Below are 11,080 nucleotides of genomic sequence, written 5' to 3' on the forward strand. Positions count from 1 at the left end.
CCTCCTGGTGAGTCCTACTCGGTGCGGATGGCCGCCAGCAACAGGTCCTTGACCTCGGTGGCGTGGATCTTTTCGCGGGCAAGCGCCGGGTCCGAGCAGAGCAGGACCGGCCCGTCCTCGGGCGCGTCCGGCAGCCGCCCGTGGCTGCCCTTCACCGGCGCGGGGTCGAGCGGGACGACCTGCATCGAGTACCGCAGGCCGAGCTTCTTGCGGGCCAGCGCGGACGCCGCCTTCAGCTTCACCTTCGGGTCGTTCGGGTCGAAGAACAGCTCGGCCGGGTCGTACCCGGGCTTGCGGTGGATCTCGACGGTCTTCGCGAAGTCGGGCGCGCGGTCGTCGCTCAGCCAGTAGTAGTAGGTGAACCACGCGTCCGGCTCGGCGATCGCGACCAGCTCCCCGGCCCGCTCGTGGTTGATCCCGATGCCCGCCTGGCCCTCGCGGTCGAGGACGACGTCCACTCCGGACAGTCCGGCGACGATGTCCCGCACCCGCGGGATGTCGGCCGGGTCGGCGACGTAGACGTGCGCGACCTGGTGGTCGGCGACCGCGAACGCGCGCGACGTCCACGGGTCGAGGTACTCCATGCCGGCCTGGACGTACACGTTGAGCAGGCCCTCACGGCGCAGTGCCCGGTTGATGTCGACCGGACGGCTCGCGTTCGTGATGCCGTACTCCGACAGTGCGACGACGGTGTGCCCACCCGCGGCCGCGAAGTCCAGCAAGGGCTTCAAAGCCGTGTCGATCTCCCGCGCGGCCGCCGCGGCCTGAGGCGCGTCCGGGCCGAAGCGCTGCAGGTCGTAGTCCAGGTGCGGGAGGTAGACCAGCGTGGTGTCCGGCTTGTCCTCCGCCATGATCTTCTGCGCCGCCGCGATGATCCACTTCGACGACGTGATCGCCGCCGTCGGCCCCCAGTAGGTGAACAGCGGGAACTCGCCGAGCTCGCCGACCAGCCGGTCGTGCAGCTGCGGCGGGTGGGTGTAGGCGTCCGGGGACTTCTTGCCGTCGGCGTGGTAGATCGGCCGCGGGGTCACCGTCAGGTCGACGTCCATGCCCATCGCGTACCACCAGCAGACGTTGGCGACGCGGTGCCCGGCCCGCGCGCGGCGCGCGGCGTCCCAGAACTTGTCGCCCTGCACCAGCCGGTTGTGCTGGCGCCACAGGAAGATCTCGCCGAGGTCGCGGAAGTACCAGCCGTTGCCGACGATGCCGTGCTCGGCCGGCTGCAGGCCGGTCAGGAAGGTGGACTGCACCGAGCAGGTGACCGCCGGGAAGACCGTGTCCAGCTGCGCGGTGAAGCCGGGTTCGGCCATCTTGCGCAGGTTCGGCATGTGCGGGAGCAGCCGCGGCGTCAGGCCGACGACGTCGAGAACGAGCAAACTCATCGGGTTACCTCTTCCAAGCCCAGTTCGATCAGGGAACGCCGGGTCCAGTCCAGCTCGGCGGCGATGCCCGCGACGAGCCCGGCGGTGTCGGCGGGTGCGTCCGGGAGCACCTGCCAGGTGTAGGTCTCGACCTCGACGTGGTCGGTGCGCGCGGTCGCGCCGCCGAACAGTTCGGCCAGGGTCCCGGCCAGCACGGGCCGGGTCGACGTCAGCGGCGGCGCCGGCTCGGCGTGCAGCGGCACGTGGAAGTGCACGCGCCACGGTGCCTCGCCCGGAAGCTCGCCCGCCAAAGCGAGATCGAGGTCGTCGGCGCCCGGCGGGGCGCCTTCGTTGCTCTGGTGGAGGAACCGGGGTTCCACAAAGGACTCCAGGGCCTTCCGCGTCGCGGGGTCGGCCGGGTTCGCCGCTTCGAGCGCGGCCGACGCCTGAAGCTTGACGACGTCGAGCCCGGCGGCCGCCAGGCGGCCGAGCGCGGCCGCCGGGTCCTCGAACCCGACCGCGAGGTGACACGTGTCGAGGCAGACGCCGAGCCACTCTTTGTCCACTTCGGACAGCAGTGACGCCGCCTGCGTGGTCGTCTCGATGACACAGCCGGGCTCCGGCTCGAACGCCACCCGCACCGGCCGGTCCTGCTCCGCCAGCCCCTTGGCCAGCACGTCGAGCTGCCCGCGGTCGTCCCGCCATTCGGTGCGCCAGCCCAGCGGCAACGTCGAGACGCTGCCGCGCACGGCGTCCTCCGGCATCAGCTCGGCGAGCAGCCGGGCGAGATCGAGGGTGTACTGCGTCCGTTCGGGAGTCGACCAGTCCGGCCGGTACACCTTGTGCTTGACCACCGGGTCGTGGAACCCCTGGTACGGGAACCCGTTGAAGGTGACGACCTCCAGCCCGCGCGCCGCCAGCTCGGCCCGCAGCCGGGCCACCGCCGCCGGGTTCTCGACCAGCTCGGAAGCCACCGGCCGGGCCAGCCACAGGCCGAGCCCGAGCCGGTCGACACCGAGGCGTTCCCGCACCGGCTCGCCGAAGCGGGCCAGCTGGGCGAGCACACCGTCGAGGTCCTCGGCCTGGTGCACGTTGGTGCAGTAGGCGAGGTGGACGAGCGTGCCGTCGGGGTGCCGGAACCTCACTTGCGCGCACCTCGCAGGATCGAGTTGCCCGCGAACTCGGCTTCCGGCGACACGCCGTCCAGCGACAGCCGGCCGCTCTGGCCGTAGAACTCGACCGGGTTGCGCCACAGCACCTGGTCGACGTCATCATCGGTGAAGCCGGCGGCCAGCATCGCGTCGCCGGTCTTGCGGGTCTTGAGCGGGTCGCTCTTGCCCCAGTCCGCCGCCGAGTTCACCAGCACCTTCTCGGTGCCGAACTCGCGCAGGATCGCGACCATCCGCTCTTCGTCCATCTTGGTGTCCGGGTAGATCGAGAACCCCATCCAGGAGCCTGACTCCTTGACCATCGCGACGGTCATCTCGTTGAGGTGGTCGAGCACCACGCGCTCCGGCGCGATCCCCGACTCGCGGACGACGGCGATGCTCCGCTCGGTCCCGGCGGCCTTGTCGCGGTGCGGGGTGTGCACCATCGCCGGGAGGTCGTGGTCGATCGCCAGCGCGAGCTGCGCGGCGAACGTCTTGTCCTCCTCGGCGGTCATCGAGTCGTAGCCGATCTCGCCGACCGCGACGACACCGTCCTTCTCCAGGTAGCGCGGCAGCAGGTCGAGCACCGGCGCGCACCGGGGGTCGTTGGCCTCCTTGGGGTTCAGCGCGATCGTGCAGTGGTGCGCGATGCCGAACTGGCTCGCGCGGAACGGCTCCCAGCCGACCAGCGCGTCGAAGTAGTCGGTGAAGCTGCCGACGTTCGTGCGCGGCTGGCCCAGCCAGAACGCCGGTTCGACGAGCGCGCGGACGCCCGCCGCGTGCATCGCCGCGTAGTCGTCGGTGGTCCGGGAGCTCATGTGGATGTGCGGGTCGAAGATGCGCATCAGGCGTCCTGTTCGTTCAGCAGCGGGAGGAGGTCGGCGGGCACGTCGCGGCCCGCGGCGGTGCGCTCGGCGGCGAACGACCGCATCATGCGCAGCAGCTCCTCGTCGGTCCGGCGGTCCAGCCCGGCCACCTCGGCCAGGGGGATGCCCATGAAGACGCACTTGAGCACGCCGTGGCGGTAGGCGGAGTCGTCGAGGTGCGTGGCCGCGTACTCCCCCATCGCCGCGGTGACGAGCCGGGTGTCGTTGGTGCGCAGGGCGTCCGCGACCAGTTCGAGACCGGCGTCCCCGAGGTCTACAACGGACAGTCCACGGAGGACGGCCCGCTTCTCGGCGGCGTCGCCGTAGCGGTAGAGATCGGGCATTTCCGCCGCAGCCCCGGGAGCCGCCCGAAGCAGCTCCACCCGCGCGACGTCGTCGACCGTCCAGCCCGGGGTGTCCGACGGACCCCGGCCGACCCGGCGGCCGACCCCGGGGAACACCGTGCGCAACGCCGTCGCGTCGGTGGCCACCTTTGTCAGAGCTTCGTCGAGCCAGGCGTTCACGCGATCACCGCCTTCCGCAGGAACTCCAGGGACTCCCGCGCGATCCGCGGGGCCGCGTGGCTGTCGCGCGGCAGTTCGACGGCGACGAGCCCGGGGTACGGCGACAGCGCTTCCAGCACCGGCGGGAAGTCGATCTCACCCTTCCCGAACTCCAGGTGCTCGTGCGTGCCGCGGCGCATGTCGTCGATCTGGACGTTCACCAGCCGCGGCAGCGCGCGCCGGACGCAGTCGGGCACGGACGCCGTCTCGTTGCACCGGCAGTGCCCGATGTCCAGCGTCAGCCCGAACCGCTCCGGGTCACCCAGCCGCCGGGCCAGCTCGAAGTACCCGTCGAGGTCCTCGACGAGCATGCCCGGCTCGGGTTCGAAGCCGAGCTCGACGTCGTGGTCGTCGGCCGCCTTGAGCACGTCGGCACAGCCGTCGACCAGGTACGTCCAAGCGTCCTCAGTGGACAGCTCGGCCGGCTTGTTCCCGCTCCAGAAGGACACCGCCTCGGCGCCGAGGTCCGCGGCGATCTCGACGGCCCGGGTCAGGAACTCCACGCGCGAGGACCGGTCCGGGTCGAGGAACGTCGGTGAGTGCTTGCGCCACGGGTCCAGCAGGAACCGCGCGCCGGTCTCGACGACCACGGCCAGCCCGAGCCGGTCCAGGTCCGCGCGCAGCGAGGCGACGCGCCGCGCGAGGTCCGGCCCGAACGGGTCGAGGTGCTGGTGGTCGAGGGTGAGCGCGACGCCGTCGTACCCGAGGTCCGCGAGCACGCGCAACGCGTCCCCGAGCCGGTGGTTGGCGAAGCCGTTGGTGCCGTAGCCGAACCTCATGTCGGGGACACCTTCCGGCTCAGCGCCCGGGCGATCGGGAACGCGGCGGCGACGGCCAGCGCCGAGCGCCACGCCCCGGTCCGCGCGATCAGCCCGGCCTGCAACGGGATCATGCCGTGGATCCCGGCGCCCACAGCGCGGCGGATCTTCGGCGCGACCGGGTCGCGGACGGCGTCGTACTGCGCCCGCCCGGTCGTCACCGCGTACGTCCCGAGCAGCGCCGACGCCAGCGGCCCGACACGTCCGGCGGCGACCCGCACCCCGGCCGTCGCGGCCAGCGTGGCGGCCGGGAGCGCCGGCTTCGCGCCGTGCACCTCGGCCCGCGACAACGTCGTCACCGCGAACGTGTGCGCCCCGACGGTCAGCGCCGCCGGTGTCGCGGCCCGGGCCCCGCCCGCCCCGAGCAGGACGTCGAGAGTGCGGGCCGCGGCCATCGCGGCCGGGCCGAACACCGTCTCCTTGAGCACGAAGTCGTACGCCCAGACGGTCGCGGCCAGCGGCAGGGCGACCCGCAGGGCCCGCTTCCCGCCGGCCGCCGCCGCGATGCCCAGCCCGGTCGCGGTCAGCCCGGTGGCGACGCCGAGCGCGGTCTCCGGCTTGATCCGCCCGGACGGGATCGGCCGCTCGGGCCGTTCCATCGCGTCGAGGTGGCGGTCGGCGTAGTCGTTGAGCGCCATGCCCGCCCAGTAGATGCAGACGGACGCGCCGGTCAGGGCCAGTGTGCGGCGGCCGAAGGGCCAGCCCGAAGCCGCGGCTCCGGCGACGACGTCCCCGGGCACGGTCAGCGCCGCGGGAGCGCGGACGAGTTCGACGAAGGCCTTCACCGGTGCGCCCACTCACGCAGCGCCGCGTACTGCGACGCGAGGTCGTGCGGGCCGTCCCCGGCCGGGTCCTTGAAGAAGAAGCCGAACTCGGCGACCGGGCCCGCGACGCCGTCGCGACAGGCCTTGCCGGTGAGCCGGGCGAGGTCGAGCACCAGCGGCGCGGCGAGCGCGGAGTCACAGCCCTGCCAGGTGAGCTGCAGCGTCATGCGGGTGCCGAGGAACCCCTCGAACAGGACGTGGTCCCAGGCCGTCTTCCAGTCGCCGAGTGCGGGGACGTTGTCGATGTGCACCTCGCCGTCGACCTCGCGGCCGAGGTTCTGCGAGAGCACCTGCTGCTTGGACGCGTTCTTGCTGGCCGCCGCGCCGGGGTCGGCGAGCGTGGCGCCGTCCCCGCCGCCGAGCAGGTTCGTGCCCGACCAGGCCAGGACGTTCAGCCCGCGCTGGGCGAACATCGGCGCGAGCACCGAGCGCAGCAGCGTCTCGCCGGTCTTGCCGTCGCGGCCCGCGTAGGGCAGCCCCGCGGTGCGGGCCAGCTCGTCCAGCGCCGGCAGCCGCGCGCCCGTGGACGGCGTGAAGTCGACAAAGCCACAACCCGCGCGGAACGCGGCGTAGGCGTACAGCGCGCTGGGCGGGAGAGTCTCCAGCGCGTCTTCCAGCGCGGCCAGGGACTCGTGCGCCGGGTGCGGCGCGCACGGCGGCTCGGTGGAGGAGACGTTGATCACCACGACGTGGTCCAGACCCTCCCGGAACTCGGTCAGGTCGGCGATCAAGTGATCCGCCGCCGCGCGGCCGCCCTCAGCCGGTGCTTGGCGCAGCCGGGACTCGGCCGCTTCCAGCTCGGCCGTGACCGGGCCGGGCAGGGTCGCCGGCAGCACGCCCGCCGCCGCCAGCTGCTCCGCCCGCTTGACCAGCGGTGTGTCGACGACGTCGTGCCCTCCGAAGACCAGGTCGTCCAAGCCGGGCAGCTCCGCCCCGGCGAAGTCCGGCAGCTCGGTCACGCAGCCCGTGCGCGCGGCGAGTCCCGCACGCATCGCGGCCACCCCGGCGACGGCCGTCGTGGCCACCGATCCCCGGGCTCCGATCAGCCAGACACCGATCTTCCCCATGTTGTTGCCTCCCAGTTCAGCGTCAGCCCGTGCCCGTCGCTCGTTCGCCGGGCGTGCCGAGGCCCACCCGAACTACATCGCCCATTTGGATCAAGCGTTTCCACCGGGTCATCCGCTGTCCCTCTCCGCTTGCTCCGGCACCAGCGCCGGATCGTCGAAAACCGCCTGCAGCGCGACGTGCGCTCCGCCGCGCGAAGCCGCCGAGAACCCGAGCCAGGACAGCTCGACGCGGCAGCCGCCGATACCCGGGGCGACCACCCGCGCCTCGAGCTCGGCCATCATCGGGCCCAGCAGGTACGGGCCGAGCTGCGCGAAGTAACCGCCCAGCAGCACCACGCGCGGGTTGAAGACGTTGATCAGCACGGCCGCGCCGACCCCGAGACCGGTGCCGACCTGCGCGAGCGCGTCGAGAGTGCGCTTGTCCTTGCGCTGGGCGCGGCGGCGGATCATGTCGAGCCGCTGCTCGAGGTCGAGAGACGGGTCGTGCACCGGGTCGTTGGGCGCCGCCGCGAGCCGCAGCATCCCGGCCAGCCCGACCAAGGTCTCCCAGCAGCCCCGGCGGCCACAGCCGCAGACGCGGCCCGCCGGGTCGAGCTGGATGTGCCCGATCTCACCGGAGAAGCCCTCGGCGCCGCCGAGCAGCCGGCCCCCGGAGATCACGCCGCCGCCGACGCCGATCTCCCCGGTCAGGTAGACCAGGTCAGCGGTCCCGGCGACACTGCCCATCGCGTACTCGCCGAGCGCGCCGAGGTTGGCGTCGTTGGCCGTGCGGATCGGGAACGTCAGCGGGCCCAGCCGCCGCGTCAGCCGCTCGGTGAACCCGCCGACCACCGGGACGTCGGTCCAGTGCAGGTTCGGCGCGAAGGCGACGGTGCCGCTCGTGACGTCGACCAGCGCCGGGATGCCGACGGTCACCCCGGCGGGCAGCACGCCGAGCCGGCGGCACTCCCGCAGCGCGCGGGCGGTCAGCTCGGCGCCGGCGTCGAGCACCTTCGCCACGGGAAGCGCTTGCACGTCGAGCGCGACACGTTGTTCGAAGAGCACCGTGCCGGTGAGGTCGAGGGCGAGCGCGGTCAGGTAGTCGACGTTGATCTCGACGCCGATCCCGCCGACCCCCCGGCCGTCCAGCCGGACGATCGTCCCCGGCCGCCCGACCGCGCCGGCGCGTTCCCGCTCGCCCTCACGGGCCAGCCCCCGCCCGACGAGCTCGGAGACCAGGCTCGACACGGTTCCCTTGTTCAGGCCGGTGTCCGCGGCGATCCCCGCCCGCGACCGGGGGCCCCCGTCACGCAGGTGCCGCAGCACGAGCGAGAGGTTGCTCCGGCGGACAGCGGTCTGGTCGGCCGGGCGCACCGGTTTGAGCGAGAAGGAGGAGTCCACGCCGACACACCCCGGTTCGTCTGGTGGGACAACAAATTAGGGCGGCCGGAACGAACAGGTCAACGAGGTGGCCGGGCGCGCAGGGTCACCAAAAGGCACACAAATCAGGCTGACCAGCGAAACTATCGAACGCGCGTGACAAAAGGGTCCCACGGATGGAGCACTGGTTCGGGTGCGCGGCCACCGTAATCCCGCGGCCGATCGAGACCCGCCGTTAGTCGTGTCCCGGTGACCGGGACGAGGCCGGGCGCACAACCAAAATGTCCGGCGACACGGAAACTTGCGGGCGCCGACGGCGCGAAACTATCGCCGCCGCACCGAAAGTTTCCGCAACCGCCTGCGTCAGGGAGCGAAGGTGAGGGTGCCGAGAGCGGCGACCAGCGGGGCCAGCTCCGGCAGCGCCTCGGCTTCCGCCAGCGCCTCGGCCAGCGCCGTGTCGTGGGTCGGGCGCGCCGCCGTCAGCAGGGCCTGGCCGGCCGGCGTCACCTCGGTGTAGATGCCGCGGCGGTCGTCCGCGCAGAGGTAGCGGGCCAGCAGCCCGCGGTCCTCCAGCCGCGTGACCAGCCGGGTCGTCGCCGACTGGCTGAGTACCACGGCGTTGGCGAGCTGGTTCATCCGCAGGTGGAAGCCGTCCTGGCGGGCCAGCACATCGAGCACCGTGTATTCGCTCACCGACAGCTCGTGGTCGCGGTTGAGCGCGCGCTGCAGCTTGTCTTCGATCCGCGCGTGGAGCGCGGCCAGCGTGCGCCAGCCCTGCGCGCGCGCTTCGACGGCGTCGTCGTCCAGTGACACGGTTCACCTCTCCCGGACTTGCCGCATACGTTTGCGCGCGGCACTCTAAAGCTTGTGCAATATACGGCGCGTGCAACTATCTCGGACGCTCGTAGTTGCTCACGCCCACAAGTCTACTCCGGAAGAAGGAAGTCCATGCCCGCCGCTCTGCTCGCCCTCGCGATCAGCGCTTTCGGGATCGGCACCACCGAGTTCGTGATCATGGGCCTGCTGCCCGAGGTCGCGGGCGACTTCGGTGTCTCGATCCCGTCCGCAGGCCTGCTCATCTCGGGGTACGCGCTCGGTGTTGTCGTCGGCGCGCCCCTGCTCACCGCGCTCGCCTCGCGCGTCCCGCGCAAGACGGTGCTCGTCGCCCTGATGGGCCTGTTCATCGCGGGCAACCTGCTCTCGGCGCTGGCCCCGAGCTACGGCCTGCTGATGACCGGCCGGGTTGTCGCGGCCCTCTCGCACGGCGCGTTCTTCGGTGTCGGCTCGGTCGTGGCGGCGTCGCTCGTCGCCCCGGCCAAGCAGGCCAGCGCGATCGCGCTGATGTTCACCGGGCTGACCGTGGCGAACGTGCTCGGCGTGCCCGCCGGCACCGCGCTCGGCCAGGCCTTCGGCTGGCGCTCGACGTTCTGGGTGGTCAGCGCCCTGGGCGTGGCCGGCGCGATCGGCATCCTGGCGCTCGTGCCGCACCAGCCGAAGAGTGACAACGTCGGCCTGCGCGGTGAGCTGGCCGTGTTCCGCCGTCCGCAGGTGTGGCTCGCGCTCGCGATGACCGCACTCGGCTTCGGCGGGGTGTTCGCGTCGTTCACCTACATCGCGCCGATGATGACCGAGGTCGCGGGCTTCTCCAGTGGTGCCGTCACCTGGCTGCTCGTGCTCTTCGGCGGCGGCCTGTTCGCGGGCAACCTGCTCGGCGGCAAGGCGGCGGACCGCAAGCTGATGCTGAGCCTGTACGTCATCCTCGCCGCGCTCGCGCTGATCCTGGCCGCGTTCGTCTTCACCGCCCACGGCAAGGTGCCGGCCGCGATCACCATCGCGCTGTTCGGCGCGGCCGGGTTCGCCACAGTCCCGCCGCTGCAGGCGCGCGTCATGGCGAAGGCCGAGGGCGCTCCGGCGCTGGCCTCGGCCGCGAACATCGCCGCGTTCAACCTCGGCAACGCCGGCGGCGCGTGGCTCGGCGGCCGGGCCATCGAATCCGGCCTCGGCTACACCGCGCCCAACTGGATCGGCGCCCTGCTCGCCGCGGCCGGCCTCGCCGTGGCGCTCTTCTCCGGCCTGCTCGACCGCCGGACCCCTGTCAGTTTCCCCGCCGGGGAACGGGTACCCGCCCGATGAACCACCCACCGAAAGGAACCCTCGTGACCAGCGTGCCCGTCATCGAAATCGCCGACGGCGTCCGGATGCCGCAACTCGGCTACGGCGTGTTCCAGGTCCCGGACGACGAGACCACCGCCGCTGTGAAGGCCGCCCTCGAAGCGGGCTACCGCAGCATCGACACGGCCACCGTCTACGGCAACGAAAAGGGCGTCGGCCAGGCGCTCGCCGAGTCGGACGTCGCCCGTGAAGACCTGTTCGTCACCACCAAGCTGTGGAACTCCGCCCAGGGGTACGACGAGACGCTCAAGGCGTTCGACGCCAGCATGGCCAAGCTCGGCCTGGAGCAGCTGGACCTCTACCTGATCCACTGGCCGACACCCGAGCGCGACAAGTACCTCGCCACCTGGAAGGCGTTCGAGAAGCTGCACGCCGACGGCCGCGTCCGCGCGATCGGCGTGTCCAACTTCCAGCCCGCGCACCTCGAACGCCTGCTCGACGCGGCCGACGTCACCCCCGCGGTCAACCAGGTCGAGCTGCACCCCTACCTGCAGCAGCAGGAGGTCCGCGAGTTCGACGCCAAGCACGGCATCACGACCGAAGCGTGGAGCCCGCTCGCCAAGGGCGGCTCGTTGCTGGGCGACCCGGTGATCGCGGACCTCGCGGTGAAGCACAGCCGCACGCCCGCGCAGATCGTCCTGCGCTGGCACCTGCAGCTGGGCAACGTCGTGATCCCGAAGTCCGTGACGCCGTCGCGGATCGCGGAGAACTTCGACCTGTTCGGGTTCACCCTCGCGGAGGAGGAGCTGGAGCTGCTCACCCCGCTGGACCGCGGTGAGCGCACCGGTCCCGACCCGGACACCTTCAACGCCGCCTGACCCCGTCGGGGGGGGGGGGGGGGGGGGGGGGGGGGGGGGGAGGCGCGAAGCAAAACGGGCGGGCGCGATGGGGGGCGGGGAGCG

The 11,080-nt window shown here is 72.1% G+C and carries 11 protein-coding genes; 2 read left to right on the top strand and 9 right to left on the bottom strand.

The features are described 5' to 3' along the window. Window positions 1–14 precede the first annotated feature (14 nt). The 9 genes from ACZ61C_RS40290 to ACZ61C_RS40330 all read right to left on the bottom strand — a co-directional run bounded on the left by ACZ61C_RS40290 (window position 15) and on the right by ACZ61C_RS40330 (window position 8,819). Entirely contained in the window at window positions 15–1,382 is a 1,368-nt protein-coding gene (locus tag ACZ61C_RS40290) for a nucleotide pyrophosphatase/phosphodiesterase family protein (RefSeq protein ID WP_465313204.1), read from the bottom strand. Continuing rightward, window positions 1,379–2,506 (bottom strand): metabolite traffic protein EboE, encoded by a 1,128-nt coding sequence (eboE, locus tag ACZ61C_RS40295; RefSeq protein ID WP_465313205.1) that lies wholly within the window; start codon window positions 2,504–2,506, stop codon window positions 1,379–1,381. The genes ACZ61C_RS40290 and eboE overlap by 4 nt, the downstream gene beginning before the upstream one ends. Further along, window positions 2,503–3,354, bottom strand: a complete 852-nt coding sequence (locus ACZ61C_RS40300) for a TatD family hydrolase (RefSeq protein WP_465313206.1) — start codon at window positions 3,352–3,354, stop codon at window positions 2,503–2,505. Before ACZ61C_RS40300 ends, eboE begins: the two co-directional genes overlap by 4 nt. Then, window positions 3,354–3,899: an EboA domain-containing protein gene (locus ACZ61C_RS40305; RefSeq protein WP_465313207.1), complete on the bottom strand. Its 546-nt coding sequence runs from the start codon at window positions 3,897–3,899 to the stop codon at window positions 3,354–3,356. The genes ACZ61C_RS40300 and ACZ61C_RS40305 overlap by 1 nt, the downstream gene beginning before the upstream one ends. Then, the gene (locus ACZ61C_RS40310; RefSeq protein WP_465313208.1) at window positions 3,896–4,717 is read right to left on the bottom strand and encodes a sugar phosphate isomerase/epimerase family protein; all 822 of its coding nucleotides are present in this window, start codon (window positions 4,715–4,717) and stop codon (window positions 3,896–3,898) included. Before ACZ61C_RS40310 ends, ACZ61C_RS40305 begins: the two co-directional genes overlap by 4 nt. Next, a complete protein-coding gene (locus tag ACZ61C_RS40315; protein WP_465313300.1) occupies window positions 4,714–5,541 on the bottom strand; it encodes an SCO3242 family prenyltransferase in 828 nt (275 codons plus the stop codon). Before ACZ61C_RS40315 ends, ACZ61C_RS40310 begins: the two co-directional genes overlap by 4 nt. Then, window positions 5,538–6,647: an inositol-3-phosphate synthase gene (locus ACZ61C_RS40320; protein ID WP_465313209.1), complete on the bottom strand. Its 1,110-nt coding sequence runs from the start codon at window positions 6,645–6,647 to the stop codon at window positions 5,538–5,540. The genes ACZ61C_RS40315 and ACZ61C_RS40320 overlap by 4 nt, the downstream gene beginning before the upstream one ends. 108 nt (window positions 6,648–6,755) lie before the next feature. Continuing rightward, the gene (locus tag ACZ61C_RS40325) at window positions 6,756–8,027 is read right to left on the bottom strand and encodes an ROK family protein (RefSeq protein WP_465313210.1); all 1,272 of its coding nucleotides are present in this window, start codon (window positions 8,025–8,027) and stop codon (window positions 6,756–6,758) included. A gap of 342 nt (window positions 8,028–8,369) precedes the next feature. Continuing rightward, the gene (locus tag ACZ61C_RS40330) at window positions 8,370–8,819 is read right to left on the bottom strand and encodes a MarR family winged helix-turn-helix transcriptional regulator (protein WP_465313211.1); all 450 of its coding nucleotides are present in this window, start codon (window positions 8,817–8,819) and stop codon (window positions 8,370–8,372) included. A gap of 135 nt (window positions 8,820–8,954) precedes the next feature. Here ACZ61C_RS40330 and ACZ61C_RS40335 point away from each other — a divergent pair, with 135 nt between their 5' ends. Continuing rightward, window positions 8,955–10,139 (top strand): MFS transporter, encoded by a 1,185-nt coding sequence (locus ACZ61C_RS40335; protein WP_465313212.1) that lies wholly within the window; start codon window positions 8,955–8,957, stop codon window positions 10,137–10,139. Between the two features lie 23 nt (window positions 10,140–10,162). Then, window positions 10,163–10,996 carry an aldo/keto reductase gene (locus ACZ61C_RS40340; protein WP_465313213.1) on the top strand — a complete coding sequence of 278 codons (834 nt, stop codon included), beginning with the start codon at window positions 10,163–10,165 and terminating at the stop codon, window positions 10,994–10,996. Window positions 10,997–11,080 lie beyond the last annotated feature (84 nt).

This window comes from Amycolatopsis sp. NPDC104587, from assembly GCF_055583645.1.